Here is a 22,091-nt window from a genome sequence, read left to right as displayed (position 1 = left end):
TAAAAACCTTGATAAGCGTGAGTTTTATAATATAAATAAACGCTTGTAAACAATTATAAATACCTACCGGGTATATGTGTACTGATATACATATACCATTGTTAGCAGTAATTTGAAATTATGAGAGAAATAATATTCCCAATTTTATGTGGCCTTATGCTGTTAGGCTGTAATTCGGCGGAAAAAGAAGTACACCCTCCAAACATAATTTATTTCCTCGCCGATGATCTTGGTTATGGAGAAGTAGGTGTCTATGGGCAGAACAAAATTAAAACTCCAAACATTGATGCCCTTGCTCAAAATGGTATGATGTTTACTCAACATTATTCTGGAGCACCAGTTTGTGCACCCGCTCGTTATGTTTTTTTAACTGGGGAGCACACCGGACATGCTTTTATTAGAGGCAATGATGAATGGAATGAACGAGGAGATGTTTGGGACTACGAAAAAACCTTCTTAGATCCTACACTTGAAGGGCAAAGACCTATTCCACTCAAAACTATAACCCTGGGAGACCAATTAAAGAAGGCTGGATATAAAACAAGTATCGTGGGGAAATGGGGATTAGGTGCTCCTAAAACCGACGGTATACCTAACCTTCAAGGGTTTGATTTTTTTTATGGTTATAACTGTCAACGACAGGCTCATAATTTATATCCTGGACATCTTTGGGAAAACACAGACAAAATATTACTAAATAATGAGTTAGTTGCCCCTAGTACAAAATTAGATTCTCTAGCCGATCCTTATAGCGATCAAAGCTATTCAAAATTTAATCAGAACGATTATGCTCCTGCAAAAATACAGCAAAAGGCACTTTCCTTTATTGAAGAAAACAAAGATGTCCCTTTCTTCATGTATTATGCTTCTCCTTTGCCACACCTCCCATTACAGGCTCCAAAAGAATATGTAGATAGGTACAGAGAAATCTTAGGAGATGAAAAACCATATATCGGTGATGACAGTTATTTTCCAAACAGATACCCCAGAGCTACCTATGCCGCAATGATTAGTTATCTAGATGATCAACTTGGAGAAATTGTCGCTCTTCTTAAAGAAAAAGGACTCTATGAAAATACTATTATAATCTTCTCTAGCGATAACGGACCAACCTATTTAGGAGGTGTTGATTTTGATTATTTTGAAAGCTCCAAACCATTTTCAAATGGTTACGGGCGAACAAAAGGATTTGTTTATGAAGGTGGAATTCGAGTTCCTTTAATTGCAAGTTGGCCCAATCATATTAAACCCAACACGAAGAGTAATCACATTTCAGCTTTTTATGATCTTATGCCAACCATATGCGATATTGCTGGTATAGAGCCTCCTGATGCTATCGACGGAATCAGCTTTAAATCAACTTTACTCAATCAAGAACAAAAGCAGCACGATTTTTTATATTGGGAATTCCCAAGTTATAATGGTCAGCAAGCAGTCAGAATTGGAAAATGGAAGGGTATTCGGAAAAATATTTTCGACGGAAATTTGGAAATCGAACTATATAACCTTGAGACTGACTTAGAGGAACAAGTAGATGTTTCTAACCAATATCCCAAAATCGTAGAAAATATCAAAGCTATTATGGAACAAGAGCATGAACCTGCCTCTAATGACAAATTTAAGTTTAAACAATTAGGGGATTTATAGTAACTATCGCCAAAAACCTATATAAAAACATTAATCCGTTACATCTGCTATATATCCTCTGGCTACTAAATATTCGTATCTCAAATTATTCAACTTTTCTTGTGCATCTTTATCCCTAAAAAAGTGACCAACCCCTTCAAAAACCTGGAATTGAAAATCATTCTTATGTGCTTTCATGGCTGCTTTAAATTGAAAGAATTCATAAACAGGAGCCAAATAATCTTCTGTGGTATGAAATGAAAGAAAAGGTGGTAAACCTGTTTTTACATTTTGAAGTAAAGATATCGACGTAGCCTGCCCTCTAGAAACCCCATCAAACCAACCATCACCCTTGGTTAAATCATAACTGGAAGATTGCGTAATCACCAGGTTTGGTTTAGAGCTAAAATCTTTATTATCCTCTGAAAAAAAATCATCAATTATTGCCGTTGAAGCTGCCAAATGTGCTCCAGCTGAAAAGCCTGTTGCCACAATTTTATCCGAATTTACACCTAAGAGTGAAGCCTGTGACCTCACCCATCGTATTGCTGATTTTGCATCTTCCAAGCTTTTCTGAATATCGTTGCCGTAGACATCAATCAACCTATATTCAAATGATATGGCAACCATCCCTTTTTCAGACATTCTTTTACAAATGCTATATCCAGATTCTGCCATTCCTAAACTCCAACCCCCTCCATGAAAATAAAGGTAAGCTGGACGACTATGATTCCTTTTTTGATGTTCTTTTGGATAGAAAACATGGGCGTCAAGTTCAATACCATCTACTATTTTATATGTTTTAATTTCGTTAGGTTTCTTTCTGAGATCATTCGATTTTTGATACTGATTTTTGATTTTTGATATCAATTTTTTGTTTTTGGAATCTTTTTCAAAATCGTTCAAAATCCCTTTCCAATTTTTAGAACTATAATTTGTATTACATAGTACAAAATGCTGTTCGAATAAATAATCCTTAATTTCCTCACTTGCAGAAAGGTTTTTTATAGTGTGGTAGCGGGTACGTATTTTTTCTATTGGTAGATTGTCGTACCTTCTTTCTTTTAAATCTCCCGCAGACATTACCTCAACATATTTATCGAGATAAATGATGTATTTTTTATTATTTAGAAACTGAAACTTGTTCAACCCGTCAGACATTTCGTCAAAGTAATTCGCAGGCAAATGAGCTTTTTTACTTGTTATAATTTCATGACCTGATGGATATAGAAGCTGATAATATTTATAGAGATAGTTGATACTAGCCATACAACGCTCTTCAAACTCTGGGGGAACATTTTCAAAATTGCTAATAAATGTGCGACAATGTGCTATGTTAGATTCTTTTAAAGAGTCCAATTGGTTGCTAAATTCAATTTCGTCTAAGGCATATATACTTGCAAGGTTTTTATGAATATAGCGTTCTGATTTGTCCAGTTCTTCCTTTTGATGTAAAAAATAGTTGTTTAAATGAGCATTAGAACCGTTTATACCTATTACAGAATCCAAGGTAACCGATATACTGTCATTTGGATTTAAATAAAGCTGTACAGTTTTATCTCCTAATGTTATTCTATGAAAACTCGATTTGTCAACCTCTATTTCAAATCTAAAGTTCCCACCTTTATCAATAGTTGCAGCAATACCAGAAGTATCATTAGCAACCGACCATTCGTTCTCTATGGGTATAGGCTTATTTGACAATCGAATTTCTTTGTAATGCGATGAACTTACATTACCCGTAACAATAACTTTGTTTTCATTTTTTTTTATTGACTTATCACAGCCCGAAACAAATACTATTAGTACTAAAACTAATACTTGGATTATTCTTTTTTTTACCATAAAATGAACTTGATTGATGTACTATTATTTTTGGAGAAACAAAAAAAGGAGAAATTCGTAGACCAATCGCCCCAAATTATAATATGATACTAAATTCTTTTAAGTTCTTCTTTGTATTCGAATGGTGTTTTGCCTATAGCTTTTTTAAATACTCTATTAAATGTCGTTTTAGAACTAAACCCACAATCAAACGCTATTCCTAATAAAGTAATTTTGTTATACTCTGCATCATTTAATTTTTGAATTACTGCATTAGTTCTGTATTCATTCACAAAATCTGAAAAACTCTTTTTTAGTCCCTCATTAATGATACGAGAAACATTGTTTGGATGAAGGCTTAGTTCCTTAGCCAAAATACCCAGCGTTAATTCAGAATTTAAATAAAATAGGTTAGTTTCCATTTGTTCTTTTAACCACTTCGCTTGTTCTATTATTTCATCAGAGCCAACAATGTCTTTTCGTAACGACTTTCGTAAAGAATCTAATAAGATAACCTCGGGACGTAAAAAACCTTCGGCACTTATCCATATCGTAATTATTGCCATTAAAATGTAGAGAGGATAATAATGCCTTACTCCCAAATCATAGTCAAAAACAATATAATCAACAATAGTATATGGAACCCAAAGTAACCACAAAATGGTAAGAATACTGATTAACCTATATAACCAATTTAAATTATAACCATGACTATTACTGTAATTATTGTTTATCCAGATATGATAATTCCTAATTGATTTTAACGCATAAAAGCTATAGATAACTACCGAGATTATTGAACCCAGTTGCAATAATGGGCTGAAAATAAAAAATACATTAGTATCATAATTAGGAATACCTTTTTCAATACTTTCGAATCCCTGTACTATTGAGACAATTACTTCAATCAATACCGGAACAAAATGGAACAAGTACTTTTTTTTAAAGTTAAAACTTTGATCAGTAATGTATTTTGTATAATAAAATATACAAGGACCAAGAGCCAATGAATATTGAAATGGTATTAAATTTAAAGAAAGAAAAGACTCATAAAATTTAAAATCTATTCCTAATACCCAACAATTCCAAAGTGCAATAATTATAGGCATGTAGCCCAAAAATCGATTTCCTTTACTATTTATTCTCTTTACTAAGATTAATAGTAGTCCAAAAGTAATACCTATGATTATAGAGGCAAAAATTATGAAATTAAAAATATTGACTGGTAATTCGATCATGTAATAACTGTAATTAACTATTAGTAAAATTACATAATTAGTTTGGGTCAACACCAAATTAATATAAACGACATGCAACAACATGTATGATCAATTGCAACGAAATTTCCCTATCGGAAATTCACTTGCATTGATTATATTTGATTCACACAATAAAATCACAACTAATTCCCCCCAACTAATCATACACAAAACGTTGGCAGTAATATTAGAAAACATTAGAATAACATTTTACGAAAAAGAGCCTAATAATTGTCAATTCTGCCATTAAATAATAATAGCAACTTTCGAGAAGCAAATTTATTATCTAATTGACAATTTTGGGTTTTAACTCAAATTTCAAAAAAAATGAAGACAACAACATTTCTAACATTTGTAGGTGATCAATGTGGAAAAGCTGAAGTAGCAATAAATTTCTACACTTCTATCTTTCCAAATTCAGAAATTAAAAGCATCATAAAATACTCAGAAGAAGAAGCTGGAGGAACACCAGAACTTATCAAATATGGAGTATTTACGTTAAATGGTACAGAGTACATGGTTTCCGAAAGTAATTTTAATCACGCTTGGTCATTTACGCCAGGGGTATCACTGTTCGTTGAATGTAACTCTGAAAATGAGATACAAACTTTATTCGAAAAACTTTCTTCAAATGGAGGCCAGGTAATGGTCCCTCTTGACAACTACAGTTCAGGAGATTACGGATTTGGTAAAAAATTTGGATGGTGTGAAGATAAATATGGTATTTCATGGCAACTTAGCCTTTCAGAATAAACTCGAATTATAATATAAGCCGTTCATACAAAACTTAATTCTCTCTTTTGTTCTTTCTGATTAATACTTAAATCTATTGAAAATCAAACTTAAGACGTGTATAATTAATTGCGGATAGTGTTTAAAATGCATCTCAACCTGTGATATACACGCTTGTTCCTCAGGCACTCGATCCCGAAGAAATTTCGAGACAAGTAGTGACATACCCTTCGACTGCAATCAAGGTGCATATTTCTAAAAGTCTGAACGGCAACAAAATTCATAATAAATTCACAATTAACAGGGGTTATGCTCTTTACCAATCTACCTTTAACCTTACTTTCACATATGTCGGTTTCTTATTTTATTACCTTCCGCCGATTAAAAATTATTCACATGCTCAAAAATACATTTAGATTGCTTCTATGTATAGTAGTAATCACCACTAGTGGTTGTTCTGTTCTTCAACCCAAAAAAGAAAAAACCGCTACGGCCGACGCCAAAAAACCAGGTAAAGACAAAGACACCATTAAACCTTATGATAAGGTCATTACCGAAAAGGCTAAAACCGACAAAGGTTTATTTACTGTTCATAATATAGGCAGTAAATACTATTATGAAATTCCGGATTCGCTGTTTAACCGAGAGATGCTTATGGTTACGCGTATTGCCAAAACCGCTACGGGAATTGGTTTTGGTGGCGGAAAACAAAACACTCAAGTATTGCGCTGGCAACGAAAAAACAAGCAGATATTACTTCGCGTTGTATCGCACCAGATCTTTGCTTCAGATTCTTTACCAATTCATGAAGCTGTAGAAAATTCTAATTTCGAACCGGTGTTATATGCATTTCCGATTAAGGCATTTTATAAAGATTCTACCAATGTAGTAAAGAATGCGACGGTGATCGAGGTTACCGATCTGTTTAAAAAAGACGTAAAACCTCTAGGGTTTCCTGATAGCAGACGAAAGCAGTATAAGATTTCAAAGTTAGATGCTGCCCGATCGTATATCGATACAATCAGAAGCTACCCGCTAAATATCGAAACCCGTCATGTGAAAACGTATAGTGCTGCCGAGCCACCTTCTAATGCCAGTACAGGATCTATATCATTAGAAATGAGTAATTCTATGATTCTGCTTCCTAAAACCCCTATGAGGCGTCGATATTTTGACCAACGCGTAGGATGGTTTGCCCGTGGACAAACGGATTATGGATTAGAAGCACAAGAAAGTAAAACAGTACGTTATCTGGATCGATGGAGATTAGAGGTAAAAGATGAAGATCTTGCAAAATTTAAACGAGGCGAACTGGTAGTGCCCAAAAAGCAAATCGTATACTATATCGACCGTGCAACCCCAAAAAAATGGAGAACGTATATTAAACAAGGGATCGAAGACTGGCAGGTTGCCTTCGAACAAGCTGGGTTTAAAGACGCTATTATCGCCAAAGACCCTCCCACAGTAGAAGAAGATCCCGATTGGAGCCCAGAGGATGTGCGCTACTCTGTAGTACGCTACCTGGCCTCTCCAATCCCTAATGCCAACGGACCTCATGTAAGTGATCCCAGATCGGGAGAGATCCTGGAGAGTGATATCAACTGGTATCATAATGTAATGACTTTATTGCGCAATTGGTTTTTTGTACAAACCGCAGCAATCAATCCAGAAGCGCAGAATGTTGCTTTTAAGGATGAAGTGATGGGAAGATTAATTCGGTTTGTATCTGCTCACGAGGTAGGCCACACCCTGGGGTTACCACATAATATGGGAAGCAGTGTTGCTTATCCTGTAGAGTCTCTAAGAGATCCCGAGTTTACCAAGAAATACGGTACAGCGCCATCGATAATGGATTATGCTAGATTTAACTATGTGGCACAACCGGGAGATGGTGATGTCGCCTTAATGCCTAATATCGGTATCTATGATAAGCATGCAATACGATGGGGATATCGACCCATACTTACCCCAACTGCCGAAGAAGAGAAAAAGACACTCGACAGCTGGATACTCAAACATCAAAATGATCCTATGTATCGATTCGGGAAACAACAGTTTGGAGTTATAGATCCTAGCTCGCAAACCGAAGATCTTGGTGATGATGCCGTACTAGCCAGTACTTACGGAATCAAAAACCTAAAAAGAATTGTACCCAACCTCATCACATGGACTGCCGAAGATGGTAAAAACTATGATGATTTGGGCACGATGTACAGACAGGTATTAGGACAGTTTAATCGATATATGGGGCATGTATCTTCTAATATTGGTGGGGTATATGAATACTATAAAACCTATGATCAAAAAGGAGCAGTATATTCTCATGTAACCAAAACGAATCAGAAGCGTGCCATGAAATTTTTACACGAGCAATTGTTTAACACTCCGGATTGGTTACTCGATAAGACTATTTTTGATAAAATAGAATCTGCAGGAAATGTAGAGCGTATTCGTAATTTCCAGGTGAGAACATTAAATAATCTATTGGATCACGGGCGTATGGCACGATTAATCGAGAATGAAGCTTTAAACAATAAAGAAGCCTATACCCTACTTGATATGATGACCGAACTGCGATCAGGACTATGGAGCGAATTGCGAAACGGTCGTACCATCGATGTATACCGTCGTAATCTACAGAGAGCGTATATCGATCGTTTAGAATTTTTAATGACCAAAGAGCAGCCTAAGATCCCAGAGAACATAAGACGCTTTGTAGTACGAACTAATGTAAATGCCTCGCAAAGTGATATTAGAGCAGTAGTACGTGCAGACTTAAATACACTACGCCGAGCAGTTAGAAATGCCATTGGCAGAACATCAGATAGGATGACGCAATATCATCTACAAGATATCGCAGAACGTATCACCGCCATTCTTGATCCTAAGAAATAAGATAATACACCTGTACTATAACAACCCCTTGTTTGAATCATCAAGCAAGGGGTTCTTTTAATAAGTACTTGTCTGATCGAATGCATCTCGATACACGCTCGTTCCTCACGCACTCGATCCCGAGGAAAATTCGGGACAAGTTGTGACATCATATTTTTATTGAACATGTCGAAATATTGGATCACTTGATTCGGAATACAGAATCGCATCTCCAAAAGTGGACCCCAGATCAAGTCTGGGGTGACAAGTTATAATGTAGTCTTTGTGTTGCACGTACCCTTCGAGAGACCTGTCCTGAGTTTATCGAAGGGCTCAGGATACGTATTAGCATAAAGTATCCTCATCCTATTATTCTGCATTTAATCCGAAAATTAAAAGAAAAGATCATACGAGAATAGAACGCATAAAAGAAAGATAAGTATCTTAGTCATAATTCATACCCTCATTATTAACATCAACACTAGAATAAACAACATGAAAAAATTAATTTCAGAATTTATTGGAACCCTATGGTTAGTATTAGGTGGGTGTGGAAGTGCTGTATTAGCAGCGGCATATCCAGAGTTAGGGATTGGATTTACAGGGGTTGCTCTCGCATTTGGTTTAACCGTTGTAACCATGGCTTATGCCATTGGACATATTTCGGGTTGCCATCTTAATCCTGCAGTATCTATTGGGTTATGGATAGGTGGCCGTTTTGATAAAAAAGAACTGCTACCGTATATTGTTGCCCAGGTATTGGGTGGTATTGCCGGTGCAGGGATTTTATACCTTATTGCTACAGGAAAATCAGGATTCGAAATCGGTGGATTTGCTGCCAATGGATATGATGATCATTCTCCGGGTGGCTATTCTATGCTTGCGGCTTTAGTAACCGAAATCGTAATGACATTTATGTTTTTGATTATTATTTTGGGCGCTACTCATTCTAAAGCTCCCAAAGGTTTTGCAGGCCTCGCCATAGGATTAGGGCTAACCCTGATTCATCTTATAAGTATACCGGTAACCAATACTTCGGTAAATCCTGCCAGAAGTACGAGCCAGGCATTATTTGCAGGAGGTTGGGCAATAGAGCAACTATGGTTATTTTGGGTAGCCCCCATCATAGGAGCTATTTTTGCCGGATTGGTTTACAAATTTATTTCTCCCGAAGAAGCATAACAAAAAAAAAAATAAACCTATATTAAACCCCTTGTATGATGATTTATGCAAGGGGTTATTTATGATATGCACCACTCGATCCCGAGAGAATATCCTTCATGTACCCGAAGGGTACAGTATGGGTAAATCGAAGAGCTCAGCAGAACTATCAAGAACCTATCATTCTGATACCATGAGGTTTCCCGTAACTTTTTTAAAAAAGGTAGTCGTACTTTTATAAAAGAGATACTGGCTACATTAGCAGCTTTATCCAATCGCATTTAAAACATCCCTATTTAGCTAATCATAAATAATAAATGTAAAATGGGCTACGAAAAAAAAATAAAAACAATAGAACGATTTTCTGGATATGATGCCGAAATCAATACCAAAGGAGTATTTATTTTAATTCTTAACATATTGATTATTGTTAGTATCATAATCATCATAGGCGAATTAGCAACACTAGTCTCCCCTCTGCATCTTTCTCCTTTTAAAGTGATCACCAGTTTAATACTTCTTTTTTCCATTTTTTCGATACTTATTACGGTGTATACTATAACCCCGTATTTAAATTCTTATAAAAAATCTTTTTGGTCTTTTAACGGCATCGCGAATAGCAGTAAAAAAGAGGACGTAAAACAAGATATCAATAGTCAAATTAATGATTTAGAAAAAGGCTTAAAAAGAAAACATCAGGGTGTTAAAATGGCGTTACTTATTAATGTTATTCAACTACTTTTTCTAACCTATATCACATATATTATTGTATTTTAGATAAAACACTCTAATCGCCAATAAAACAAAAGCATTGGTATATATGAGTACAAACAAGTATACAGGATGTATGTCCTGAGATGAGTTCTATATAGATAAATGAAAATACTCCTAACAGGTGCCACAGGCTACATCGGTAAACGAATCCTCCCTTTATTAGTGAATAAAGGATACCATGTAGTATGTTGCGTAAGGGATATCTCTAGATTTCATCCTCCCCAGTCGTTAAGCGCAAGTATTTCTGTACTAGAAATTGATTTATTAGACGCTCCCTCGCTTTCAAAAATCCCTGGTGATATTGATGTAGCCTATTATCTGGTGCATTCGATGTCGACATCAGACAATTATAAATCATTAGAACAAAAATCTGCTGTCAATTTTAGAAATGCACTATCTAATACAACTGTTAAACAAGTGATATACTTAAGTGGTATTATCAATGAATCTAGCCTATCTAAGCATCTGTTATCAAGAAAAACCGTTGAAGAAGAACTAGGAAAAGGCAATTATAACCTAACGTGCTTTAGGGCCGGAATTATTGTTGGATCTGGCAGTGCATCCTTTGAGATTATGCGTGATTTGGTAGAAAAGCTTCCTATTATGATTACGCCAAAATGGCTTCTTACCAAATGTCAACCCATAGGCATAGCAGATGTACAACGTTTTTTAATCGAATGTATCCTTAAAGAGGAAACGTACAACAGAAATTTTGATATTGGCTGTGATGATATTCTATCGTATAAAGAAATGCTTCTTGGTTTTGCTAACGTTCGAAATTTAAAAAGAAGGATCTGGACTGTTCCTGTAATGACTCCCAGGCTTTCTTCTTATTGGTTATATTTTGTAACCTCTACTTCTTACAAACTGGCCAGATCTCTGGTCGATAGCATGAAGGTCGAAGTTGTATGTCGAGATCATGAAATCAATACCCTACTAAACATACACCCCATATCCTACAAAGAAGCTTTATTAAGAGCATTTGACAATATTAAAAATAATGAGATTGCTTCTAGCTGGAAAGATTCTTATTCTAGTAGTGAGATAACCAGTAACATATCAGAATTTATAGCGGTTCCAGAATTTGGATGTTTTAAAGACAAGCGTATTCGACAAATTGAAAACTACAAATCATCACTAGAGAAAATCTGGAGTATTGGGGGTGAGAATGGATGGTATTACGGCAACTGGCTTTGGAGAATCCGTGGTTTTTTGGATAAATTATTTGGAGGAGTTGGATTAAGAAGAGGACGTACCAATCAATCTACTATATCTGTAGGAGACTCATTAGACTTCTGGCGGGTGCTCTACGCGAATAAACAAGAAGGAAGATTGTTACTTTTTGCTGAAATGAAACTCCCGGGAGAAGCATGGCTCGAATTTAAAATAGTAGGTAACGATGTGATCCAAACAGCAACATTTAGACCTTTAGGTTTGGCCGGCAGACTATACTGGTATGTTGTATATCCATTTCATGGCTTTATTTTTACAGGGTTAATTAACGAAATAAGCACCCATAACAAAACCTAACTAACTGTAATAATAGCAGAAAACCCAAAACCTAACACCCAAAACCCAACTCCTCCTTATATACAAAAAACTTCCTCCCACTATCATGCGGTTTCCCGTAACCATATTAAAAAAGGTAGTGGTATTTTTACTAGATTAAAAAATAAAAGTATTGATGAGTATGAGTTTTTATGACATAAATAAATACTTGTAAATACATATATAGCACAGAAAGTTACAGAAATGCTTAGAATGATTATTTAAAGTACGTATTGCAATTGTCCAAATATTCAGACTTTAAAATTATAAGGACCATATGTAGTTCTACACATCTTTTGCTTGTATTTTTATTTTTTATCAGTCCCTCTTATTCTGAAATAATATCCCTTAATCCTACTAAACAGTTATTTCCCCAAGAAGTAATATTTTAATTAAATACTACTTCGTTGACAGATATTTTTTAACTCAAAAAAACTAAAAGTACATGTATAAAGGTTCTGAAAAAGAGTATGAATTATTGAAAAATGAAGCAGATACAATTAGAAAGTCTATACTTCAGTTTATTGGATTTATTATTAGTATTGCTGGAATAGCTGTTGCAATAGCAAAAATATTTTTTAATCCAAAAGAAGATAATAGTATAATTATATTAGGAGCTATTGTAGGTGGCTTGGTTGCAATAACATTTTTATTTGAAGTTATATGGTATAAGTTCAAATCCCATAATCGTTATGTTGGATATGTACTACTTCTTACTCAAGAGGTTGGATATGTCGAATTAACCGATGAAATTAAGAAAAGGGAAAGCACAGATGATAAATCGCACTTAGATAATATAAAAATAACAGGTGCCTCTGATAATTCTTATCTAACCCTATTTACCTGGGAATATATGATGGCTAGATTAAATAATGCAGATTTTGAAAATTCAAAGCTAAAAATACTTACTGCAATTCAAAAAATATATTTTAAATTTAGAATACCAGACACCTATAAATATAATTCTATAAAACCTGAATTAAGAGATGTTTTAGAGGATAATTATTTCAAAAATGTTGTGCGATTAATGTATACACCTGAAAAGAGTTTCTCTGAAAGAGTTTTAGATAAAATACATGATGGATTTTGGGGCCTTTTAGATCTTTATATTCCTATTCGCTATTCTTTTTTCAAAAAAAGGTTCAAAAGAGTGAAAAGAGAATATTTATGTACTGGGTGGTTATTTCCAAAAAAAGTCATTCAAGTTGTATTTTTTCCAATTACATTGTTGCTAATATTTTTCTACTCTGTCCTTTTTTCCAATTTTAAGATCGCTTCAAACTTGAATTTTGATAGCATATCATATCCTGTAACTTTTATGTCTCTATTAGTTTTTTTTATTAGTATAATTTGGGTTTTTAGATATGTAGGAGGACTAAAATCGGTAATCTTTGGAAAACATAGTGCTGAGTATTTTAGTTGGTCTTTTTTTATTTTTAGAGTACAATTGCTTAATTCGTATGATATATTTCCTATTTATTTTTCGCAGAACTTTATACGATATTTTAAATCGATAAAAATCATAGAATATCATAATGACCTCTACAACTGTTCGGCACAAAAAGATACCGATAAATGCTCAATATGTGAGAAACAAAAAGGTGAATTTTTGCAATCATCACCAGATTTAAGTTTACAGAATAATAACGTTATGAAAAAATTTGATGTTATATGTTGTGATTGTAGTAATCTATATAAACATAAATTAATAAGTGCTTCAAAAATACCAAAAGAGCTTATCAACTTTCATTTATATATAGAAAAGAAATTAAATTCAGATCCTATTTGAATTTTCCTATCTCACCCTAAAAATAGATTTACTATTTTAGTCACTTATGTAAAAGCAATATAATTACTCTAGTTATTATATTTAATTATTTACACACATAAGAAGCGAGAGCACACAAAATGGGCAAGAAGTGATTTAAGGATAAAAATGATTAAAACTCAAATAAAAATAAAAGACCTATTATCTGATTTAATAGTTGAAATTCCAAACGGAAAAATATCACTACGAGATGATAGGAAAAAGCAAAAGTGGGTTGAGACTATTAATTCATTTTACTTGTCAAAGTATTTAGTATCTCAGGATTTATTTCATAAGGTAACAAATGAAAGGCCAAGTATATTTAAGGGAGACAATAGACCTGTAGAAACTGTTTCCTGGTTGGATTGTGTGATATTTTGTAATGGCCTTTCTGAGAAAGTTGGATTACAACCTTATTATTTGATTAATAACACAAAAAAAGATTTTAAAATTAACAAAAAATCAAACGGATATCGACTTCCAACCGATGCAGAATGGGAATATGCTTGTAAAGCTGGATTGACAGCTCCGAGATATGGTGAGATTGATTCAATTTCATGGTATAAAGCAAACTCTAATGGAGAAACACACGAAGTTGGCATTAAAGAACCTAATTCATTTGGGCTATATGATATGTTGGGAAATGTTTGGGAATGGTGTTCGGATATTTATGATGAGACTGTTTATGGTTCCTATCGGATAATTAAAGGGGGTGGTTGGAATGATGAAGCACGTGGTTGTCTGGCGACTAATCGTAGGAGAAGTCATCCTACAGCCTATAAAATAGACGATCTTGGGTTTCGGATTGCAAGAAATTTAAGATAAATAGAATTACACTTGGTAATTCTGTACTATAACTTGTGTGAAATTAATTGCTAGTATAAGCATATCTGCTAACTTGAGTACTCACAACATATACCTAATCTTATAAAATGGTTAAGTGTTATTAAAAAGCTCTGGCAATAAATTTTTGAATTCCTTTTGGCCTCTCAAAGTCAAAAATGGGTATAACATACTTAAAAGGGTGTTTACTTGATTTTCTATATGTATTGCGGTAAATCTATTTAAATAAAGTCCCGAAGAATATATCCACGTATTCCCATAATTTATCATTCTTTCTGTCAAAAACTCATACTCTAATGCAAAAGATGAATCCTTCATTAAATTTTGTTTTTTCATTTTTTCAAACAACAAAAAACACCCTGCAACCCTGTTTTTATATGCTTCTTGAAAATGTGTTCTCACTTTATCACTTACACCTAAAAGATTATACAAATCTGTCCAGAAAAATTTGTAATCCATCATTCTTATCATACTTTGCTTAATGTCGCTTCTAATTTGAGCTATTGATATTTCGGTATTGTCTAGTTTTTCTATTCTTTCATCAAATACTGAAACCATCTCAAAATATATCGCTTCAAAAATATCTTCTCGGTTTTTGTAATGATAATTTAGATTTCCTGAACTCATATTCAGCTTTAAAGCAATCATTCTTATGGTAACCTGGTAATAACCATGTTCATTAAATAAGGCAATAGCAGCTTCTAAAATCAATTTCTTTTTCTTACTCATTAGTAAACTTGTCCTAATTAATTTATTATTAGTAAATTTGTCCTAAAATTACGAAATGGAATCGTTATACAAATCAGAAACCGGGAAAAAAGAAATACTAGAACTCTACAATCATAAATTAAATGAATTAGAAATAAAATATAAAAACAAACGAATTGACACCTATCACGGAAAAACGAATATTATTGTAGTAGGCGATTCTACAAAACCACCATTAGTATTAGTTCACGGCTCTAATGCTTGTGCCCCGATAGCTCTAGAAACTTATCCAACTCTTTACAAAAAATATCAAGTATTTGCTATTGATGTTCTAGCACAACCGAATAAAAGTGCTGCAAATAGATTAAGTATGACAGACAATAGTTATGGTTTATGGATGAACGACATAATAAATCAATTAGAACTAAAAAACGTGACTATGGCAGGTTTCTCATTGGGTGGATTAATAATTCTCAAAACTTTGATTCAGAATGAAAACAATATCAAAGAGGTATTTTTATCATCTCCGGCATTTATTGTAAATGGAAACCCATTAATTGCACTGTTCAAAATATTTATCCCCATGAAGCGGTATATAAAAACTCAAAACAATAAGTACCTTGAAAAATTCTTAAAAACACTTTTCACAGAAAGAGACGAATTTGCTCTTAAATATTTATCTAGAGTGTTTTTACATTTCAGAATGGATTTTACTCCTGTTCCTGTAATAAAAGAAAAGGAAGCTAAATTAATCAAAACTCAACTTACTATAATCGCAGCAAAGAATGACATTATGTTTCCAGGAGTCAAAATGATTAAACGTGCAAAGAAAATTTTTCCTTCCTTAAAAAATACAGTTTTGCTTCAAGATTCGAAACATGTTCAAAGTAAAAAAGATAATAGCAAAATAGAAAAGCTAATATTAGAAGAATAACATGTTACCACATCCTATATAGCCTATAGTAGCTAATATTTCTACGGGATTTCGTGTATGTTTACTATCTTTAAGACAGTGCGAAATATAACTTTTTGCTTTCCCACTTCGAAACCACTCATTAAATATTGTAAAAGCATTAGCGAATATGGAAAATATATTACAAATTTTAGGAGCATCTGTCTTAAGTCTTGGAGGAGCAGGTGCAATAATTTTAGGGTTATCTAAATGGTTTGGAAATTTATTTGCAAAAAAACTATTAGCAAAAGACAGTGCTAAATATTCTCTAGAACTAGAAGCTCTTAAAAGTAATTTTCAAACCGAATTAGAAACTCAAAAAGCTTTTCAGAACGAGAAATTAGAAATTTTAAGGCAGAAATATCAATCAGAGCTCGAATCCACCAAAATTGAATTAGAAAAATCTAAGATTTTGTTTCTAAAGTATAGGGAAAATCAGTTTCAAATCTATAACGACCTATGGCAAAGCTTATGTGATTTAAAACTTAAAGGGGCTGACTTATGGGAAGTAGCCTCAAAAGAAAGATTAAAAAACTTTTCGATTCAACTCAAATCGACAAGAGAATCGCTAGAAAAGAATGCTTTGTTAATTGAAGAAAGTCATTATAAAAACCTAATGAGCAGCCTGGATGATTTTGAGAATTTTGAAATTGGTAAACAAAGATTAATTGAATTGCGAAATACAGATTTCGACCATCTAAATGAAATTGGAGGAGGTGAAGACGAAATTAGATTTAGGATAGGTCAGAACAGAGAAGTGAAAAATCGGTTTGAGAAAGAAATGAGTAAGATGGCAAAATATCTTAGAAAACAAATAAAAGGAGAATAAATAACAAGATACATAATACGTTAAAATGTACCATATACTAAACCAACAGAACAGTACGAGTGTTCAATCCATATCATAAGCAATGCCTAAACAAAAAGCTTAATCAATTTTGGTAACCACCTATCCCTAAATGAATCAATATTTAACTGAAATAAATGGGATTGGCTGGGAATTAAAATATAACAAGGAAATTGATTCTCTGATTAAAATAAAGCAACATGAGTGGGGTAAAAAATAAAGTAAAACGTATTTTATACTTAATGTTATAGTCAACATAAAAATGACCGGTAATAAAACAAATATAAGGAACAAAATAGATCATCTATTCAGACATGAATATGGTAAATTAGTTGCTGTACTCACTAAAACATTTGGAACTTCGAATATAGAGCTTGCCGAGGATGTAGTACAGGAGGCTATGCTCGAAGCCCTAAATAAATGGTCGTATGAAGGAATTCCTGATAACCCTACCGGATGGATATATAAAGTTGCTAAGTATAAGGCTGTAAATATTGTTAATAGAGAACAATACAAGAGAGAACATGCATCTGAAGTTGCCCGTCACTTACAATCAGAATGGACAGTAGCACCCGCTTTAAAACATATATTTACCGATAAAGAAATTGCGGATGACCAATTACGAATGATATTTACCTGCTGTCATCCTTCTATTTCTACCGACTCACAAATAGCACTAACTCTAAAAACACTATGTGGATTTAGTATACCCGAAATCGCAAAAGCGTTTCTGACAACTAATGAAAATATCAACAAAAGATTAGTTAGAGCAAGAAAAACAATTAAGGAGACCAATATCCCATTCGAAGTACCTGTTGGAAAAAAATTAGAACACAGATTATCAAGTGTTCTCGAAACTATTTATCTTTTGTTTAACGAAGGCTATAATGCTACTACCGGAGATACTATAATTCGTTTTGAATTATGCGAAGAAGCCATAAGACTTGCCGAGATTATTGCCTCTAATGCTAATATAAATTCGTCTCAAACCTATGCCCTATTGGCCTTAATGTCTTTAAACACATCTCGTTTCGATTCTAGAATAGACGCATCTAACAATCTCTTAAACTTAGAACATCAAGACAGAAACAAATGGGATAAAGCCTTAATCAAAAAAGGGCTTTATTATCTAGAATTTTCGGCAAAACAAAACGAAATTTCTATTTACCATATACTTGCTACCATATCTGCTCATCATTGTACAGCCAAAACCTACGAATCTACAGACTGGGAAAGTATTTTGGCTCTTTATGACTTGCTGGTAGACATTGATAATTCGCCACTTATTCTACTCAATAGAGTTGTTGTTATTGCCAAATTAACCACTAGTAAAGAAGCGCTTGAGCAACTTAATAACATAGAGGGTGATTCTATATTTCATTCTTATTTACCATATTACACTACAAAGGCAGAGCTTCATTTTAAAAATAATGAACCAAAAATCGCTATCGAATTATTAAACAATGCTTTAAAATTACCGCTTAACAAAAACTCAAAAGCATTGATTAACAATAGATTGGAAGAATATTCTAAAAAAAATTAATTTTTTTAAAGTTTCAATGTCCCTTTTACCTCCTTTCGTTTGACTTAAGGGTATAAGACAATAATTATTAATTAGTCAAAAAATTAAACTATGCAAGAATTTATGATTTTTATCAAAACCAAAGGAGACCATTTAGAGGGGCTTTCGCCAGAGCAACAACAAGCTCATGTTCAAAAAATAGGAATGTACATTGGAGGACTAATGGAAGCTGGAAAATTAAAAGGAGCACAACCTTTGGAAATGAAAGGCGCCATTATTCATGGAAACAAAGGCGTTTTTAAAGATGGCCCTTTTAATGAGTCTAAAGAAGTAATTGTAGGTTATTTCCATATAGTAGCAAAAAACTTAGAAGAAGCTATCGAAATTGCAAAAGCAAACCCAATGTTTGAAGACGCAGAAGGTACTATAGAAGTTAGAGCGATTAAACAAATGGAAGGTATAAATTAAAATGCAAAGCAATGAAAAATCTAGAATATAACGGAAACTGTGCGTTTGCCGTAAGTACAGGAAAAACAACCGTTAAGACAAGTACTAAATATGTTTTAACTAAAAATGGAAAACACTATGCTTTTTCTAATGGTGTAGCAAAATTTTTATTCAAACTATTACCCAATCGAATTGAAAAGACAAATACCGCCTGGAACTCTAAAGACTTATAGTAATGAAAATATTAAAAAAAATAGGTTTAGGAATTATACTACTAATTCTTTTGATAAGTGTGGTATCGCTATTCTTTTCTACACAAAAAGAAGTAAGCAGATCTACTGTAGTTCACGCACCAGTAGAACATGTTTTTAATCATGTAAATGCTATGGAGAGCTGGAAAAAATGGGGCGGACCATGGCAAGAAGAAGGAATGGATTATGCCAAAGTAATTCAAAAAACACTGGGAGCGACTGCTGGTGTTGGTTCAAAATTAATTTATAATCAAGGAAAAGGAGATGGAAGTGTTGAAATTATTGAAAGTGATTTGAATAAACGAATTAAGACACTAATTACTTTTGAAGATGGCGGTTTTGCAAATGGTACCTGGTTGTTTAATGAAGATCATAACACAACTACAGTTACATGGACGGTTAAAGTAAATTTAGGGTACAATCCTTTAAAAAGAATTATGGGCAACTTAATGATGGAAGGTAAAGTAGGATCTGTCTTTGAAAAAGGGTTAGCCAATCTTAAAAAAGTTTCTGAATAACACAGGGCACAAATACATATCTAATAAAAGCGGTTCGGGTTAACGCCTATATCGCTTTTATTTTTAAATTAAGTATCTTAATTTCTGAAAAATCAGTGCTCATAAACAACATTTAAATCAAAATTAATGGGATTTAAACAAGACAAAAATATTCCTCCAATGGAACGTGAATTAAACTACCTCTTATATAATCTTTGTGTTATTTGGGGGTTTTGTATTCCACCAGATTATGGCCAGAAGATTTCTCAAACTGAATCTTACAATGCGAAAGAGTTTGCAAAAGATGTTATTACGGCTGAGGGAATGAACCCTGAACATGAGACTAAATGGATGAAAAGAATCTCTGAAAAATTTAAAGAACGATTTGGTGATAATGAAATTAATGAATCAACTTTCGTCGATAGAGTTAGAGCTATTAAAGAAAATTGGTAACGTAAAATACTTATGAATAAATTCAGATTTTTCAAAACAACTATGCCTATAACGAGAAAAGCAGATTACTATTTAGGTTGTTTAAATGGTTCAGTATTTATAGATTTTAATTCTTCAAAAGATAATAGAATATACCTCAGAAGGATTTCATTTGATGGATATGGATGTTGCCAGCTTGAAAATTTTGAAAACAAATTAAACAATGAAGATTCAAAAATATTCATTAAGGAAATTACTAGAGAAGTTATAAACCAAAACGTCACTGAAAAATTAGTCAAAAAACTAATAAAAATGAATGCATTTCAAATCTGGTCGGATGCTTTAGAAGAATACAAATTGATAGAAAAATAACACTTCCCTAACAACGAAATCACAACACATACACTAACTGCTTGAATGCAACCCTTGGTATAAAAACAGCTATAGTTTAAAAATTATACAGCGTAGTTGTAATAACCCCTCGATGATTATCTAAAGTAATAGATACTAATTGTTTTTCTTCTTTTACCTTAACATTAAATGGTGGTGCTAATATGTTTAAACCGCTTTGTTTTTTTAGCCTAATCCCTTGTCCGGAAATAATATCTTTATTGGGTACAAAATCGCCTTCAGGTAAATGCTCTGTTAAAATAACATATTTAAAATCGGTTAACTTATTCACTACACTTTGTACCTCTGCATTCGATAGATGTTGTAACACTTGTCTTACTATAGCGCAATCCCCAGGAGGTAGATCATTTACTGCAATATCCAAACAATGAAATTCTAAATTTTCTGCTTTAAAATTTTCTTTATTATATGCTATAAGATCTGTTACGATATCTACAGCAACATACTGCTTCGTATGCTTTACCAATTCTTTTCCTACATTAAAATCTCCACAACCTAAATCACATACGGTAAGAGGACTTTTAAAAGATCTTAAAAATGAGGTCACAACATCTATATAGGGATCTATGATCTCGGATTGATGTGACCCTGTACCCGAATAAAAATCAGATGTGTTTCCTCCCCATAGTTTCATTTTATAAACCTGCTCCATAGCATCTTTAGTTGGCCAGGGCTTTTTTATTCTTTTGGTTCTATCTTCTTTCTTCTTCATAAACACACTATTGATATTATATACACTATAAAAACATAGTTATACGTATTTAAACGTAATTGTAAAACAAACCTACAAGTCATATCATGACATATCTTATAAAAGAACTTATTTAATAAAAACATTTTGTAATCATTTTCACTGAAAACAGTGAGAGATAAAAATATACTTAAATTTATCTTTGTTCTAAATTAAAATTAGTCATTCTGTTAGCAAATTTCCTGCTGAAATTAAAAATCTAAAAAGCTTCGGGAATTACACCTAACATGAAATCATATAGAGAAATTTATCAAATAAATATTAGAGTTAAAAACTTTATATAAATAACAAATGATTATGCTACATGCGAAAAAAAACATCCTCTTTTCACTACTATTGTTATCAGGAATACAATATGTAGCTGCACAACATTGTGGATGGGAAGCGATGTGTTACAAGATTTTAATTTTAGAAAAAGAAGCTATACATCCCAACCACCAATTTGCAATACAATTATTAGATAGCACGTATACTCCTGTAAAAGATAGTAATAATAGGATTGTTTCTTTTTACCAACAAAAAAAGAACAATACATTAATATCGCATTCGACAATGCATGATGTTTTGCCAAACTTGGAGGGATTTAGCCTTAAAAATTTTTCGGGGCTTAACTATTTTGTTACACTATTTCAGTCTTGTCATAATAAAAATTATCATTTACAAATTGAAAATAAAACAGTGAATCAAAAGCAAATCATAGCTCTGGAACCAAAACATTTTCAGACCATATGTAGTTCGTATATAAACGTTAATTTAAAGGATAAAACATTAGAAATCTTCGATATTATTAAAAAATGTAAAGACGCAATAATTAAATTAAAATAA

Annotated in this window: 21 protein-coding genes; 17 read left to right on the top strand and 4 right to left on the bottom strand. The window is 33.0% G+C overall.

Going from position 1 to position 22,091, the window contains the following annotated elements; translation table 11 throughout:
* The first annotated feature begins 120 nt into the window (after positions 1 to 120).
* A complete protein-coding gene (locus DK441_RS09575; protein ID WP_109098514.1) occupies positions 121 to 1,647 on the top strand; it encodes an arylsulfatase in 1,527 nt (508 codons plus the stop codon).
* A 30-nt stretch (positions 1,648 to 1,677) separates the two neighbouring features.
* Here the strand turns inward: DK441_RS09575 and DK441_RS09570 are convergent, their stop codons facing one another.
* Positions 1,678 to 3,471 (bottom strand): alpha/beta hydrolase, encoded by a 1,794-nt coding sequence (locus DK441_RS09570; protein WP_109098513.1) that lies wholly within the window; start codon positions 3,469 to 3,471, stop codon positions 1,678 to 1,680.
* An 89-nt stretch (positions 3,472 to 3,560) separates the two neighbouring features.
* The gene (locus DK441_RS09565; RefSeq protein WP_109098512.1) at positions 3,561 to 4,688 is read right to left on the bottom strand and encodes an AraC family transcriptional regulator; all 1,128 of its coding nucleotides are present in this window, start codon (positions 4,686 to 4,688) and stop codon (positions 3,561 to 3,563) included.
* A gap of 348 nt (positions 4,689 to 5,036) precedes the next feature.
* On the opposite strand from DK441_RS09565, the gene DK441_RS09560 reads away from it, so the two are divergent.
* The 7 genes from DK441_RS09560 (at position 5,037) to DK441_RS09530 (ending at position 14,430) form a co-directional block, all read left to right on the top strand.
* Positions 5,037 to 5,462, top strand: coding sequence for a VOC family protein (locus DK441_RS09560; protein ID WP_109098511.1), 426 nt, complete (start codon positions 5,037 to 5,039; stop codon positions 5,460 to 5,462).
* Between the two features lie 375 nt (positions 5,463 to 5,837).
* Positions 5,838 to 8,336: a zinc-dependent metalloprotease gene (locus tag DK441_RS09555; protein WP_109098510.1), complete on the top strand. Its 2,499-nt coding sequence runs from the start codon at positions 5,838 to 5,840 to the stop codon at positions 8,334 to 8,336.
* Positions 8,337 to 8,810: 474 nt separating this feature from the next.
* The gene (aqpZ, locus tag DK441_RS09550) at positions 8,811 to 9,497 is read left to right on the top strand and encodes an aquaporin Z (protein WP_109098509.1); all 687 of its coding nucleotides are present in this window, start codon (positions 8,811 to 8,813) and stop codon (positions 9,495 to 9,497) included.
* A gap of 303 nt (positions 9,498 to 9,800) precedes the next feature.
* A complete protein-coding gene (locus DK441_RS09545; protein ID WP_109098508.1) occupies positions 9,801 to 10,253 on the top strand; it encodes a hypothetical protein in 453 nt (150 codons plus the stop codon).
* 99 nt (positions 10,254 to 10,352) lie between these two features.
* Positions 10,353 to 11,780 carry an SDR family oxidoreductase gene (locus DK441_RS09540; protein WP_109098507.1) on the top strand — a complete coding sequence of 476 codons (1,428 nt, stop codon included), beginning with the start codon at positions 10,353 to 10,355 and terminating at the stop codon, positions 11,778 to 11,780.
* 463 nt (positions 11,781 to 12,243) lie between these two features.
* Positions 12,244 to 13,587, top strand: coding sequence for a hypothetical protein (locus tag DK441_RS09535; RefSeq protein ID WP_109098506.1), 1,344 nt, complete (start codon positions 12,244 to 12,246; stop codon positions 13,585 to 13,587).
* 147 nt (positions 13,588 to 13,734) lie between these two features.
* Positions 13,735 to 14,430, top strand: coding sequence for an SUMF1/EgtB/PvdO family nonheme iron enzyme (locus DK441_RS09530; protein ID WP_109098505.1), 696 nt, complete (start codon positions 13,735 to 13,737; stop codon positions 14,428 to 14,430).
* 111 nt (positions 14,431 to 14,541) lie between these two features.
* Here the strand turns inward: DK441_RS09530 and DK441_RS09525 are convergent, their stop codons facing one another.
* Positions 14,542 to 15,177, bottom strand: a complete 636-nt coding sequence (locus tag DK441_RS09525) for a TetR/AcrR family transcriptional regulator (RefSeq protein ID WP_109098504.1) — start codon at positions 15,175 to 15,177, stop codon at positions 14,542 to 14,544.
* Between the two features lie 55 nt (positions 15,178 to 15,232).
* On the opposite strand from DK441_RS09525, the gene DK441_RS09520 reads away from it, so the two are divergent.
* The 8 genes from DK441_RS09520 to DK441_RS09485 all read left to right on the top strand — a co-directional run bounded on the left by DK441_RS09520 (position 15,233) and on the right by DK441_RS09485 (position 20,476).
* Positions 15,233 to 16,090 (top strand): alpha/beta fold hydrolase, encoded by an 858-nt coding sequence (locus tag DK441_RS09520; RefSeq protein ID WP_109098503.1) that lies wholly within the window; start codon positions 15,233 to 15,235, stop codon positions 16,088 to 16,090.
* A gap of 148 nt (positions 16,091 to 16,238) precedes the next feature.
* On the top strand, positions 16,239 to 16,937 hold the full coding sequence (locus tag DK441_RS09515) for a hypothetical protein (protein WP_109098502.1): 699 nt from the start codon (positions 16,239 to 16,241) through the stop codon (positions 16,935 to 16,937).
* A 280-nt stretch (positions 16,938 to 17,217) separates the two neighbouring features.
* Complete coding sequence (locus tag DK441_RS09510; RefSeq protein WP_109098501.1) at positions 17,218 to 18,498, top strand: RNA polymerase sigma factor; 1,281 nt, start codon at positions 17,218 to 17,220, stop codon at positions 18,496 to 18,498.
* Between the two features lie 90 nt (positions 18,499 to 18,588).
* Positions 18,589 to 18,945 carry a YciI family protein gene (locus DK441_RS09505; protein WP_025667101.1) on the top strand — a complete coding sequence of 119 codons (357 nt, stop codon included), beginning with the start codon at positions 18,589 to 18,591 and terminating at the stop codon, positions 18,943 to 18,945.
* Between the two features lie 11 nt (positions 18,946 to 18,956).
* The gene (locus tag DK441_RS09500; protein ID WP_109098500.1) at positions 18,957 to 19,157 is read left to right on the top strand and encodes a hypothetical protein; all 201 of its coding nucleotides are present in this window, start codon (positions 18,957 to 18,959) and stop codon (positions 19,155 to 19,157) included.
* 2 nt (positions 19,158 to 19,159) lie between these two features.
* Positions 19,160 to 19,693, top strand: coding sequence for an SRPBCC family protein (locus tag DK441_RS09495; RefSeq protein ID WP_109098499.1), 534 nt, complete (start codon positions 19,160 to 19,162; stop codon positions 19,691 to 19,693).
* A 126-nt stretch (positions 19,694 to 19,819) separates the two neighbouring features.
* Positions 19,820 to 20,125, top strand: coding sequence for a hypothetical protein (locus tag DK441_RS09490; protein ID WP_109098498.1), 306 nt, complete (start codon positions 19,820 to 19,822; stop codon positions 20,123 to 20,125).
* Positions 20,126 to 20,137: 12 nt separating this feature from the next.
* Positions 20,138 to 20,476, top strand: coding sequence for a hypothetical protein (locus DK441_RS09485; protein WP_109098497.1), 339 nt, complete (start codon positions 20,138 to 20,140; stop codon positions 20,474 to 20,476).
* 76 nt (positions 20,477 to 20,552) lie between these two features.
* Here the strand turns inward: DK441_RS09485 and DK441_RS09480 are convergent, their stop codons facing one another.
* Positions 20,553 to 21,227 carry a class I SAM-dependent methyltransferase gene (locus DK441_RS09480; RefSeq protein WP_109098496.1) on the bottom strand — a complete coding sequence of 225 codons (675 nt, stop codon included), beginning with the start codon at positions 21,225 to 21,227 and terminating at the stop codon, positions 20,553 to 20,555.
* 336 nt (positions 21,228 to 21,563) lie between these two features.
* Here DK441_RS09480 and DK441_RS09475 point away from each other — a divergent pair, with 336 nt between their 5' ends.
* Positions 21,564 to 22,091, top strand: coding sequence for a hypothetical protein (locus tag DK441_RS09475; RefSeq protein WP_160112022.1), 528 nt, complete (start codon positions 21,564 to 21,566; stop codon positions 22,089 to 22,091).

The organism is Aquimarina sp. AU58 (assembly GCF_900312745.1).
GTDB classification, from domain to species: domain Bacteria; phylum Bacteroidota; class Bacteroidia; order Flavobacteriales; family Flavobacteriaceae; genus Aquimarina; species Aquimarina spinulae.
This window is presented reverse-complemented; position numbering and strand designations above follow the sequence as displayed.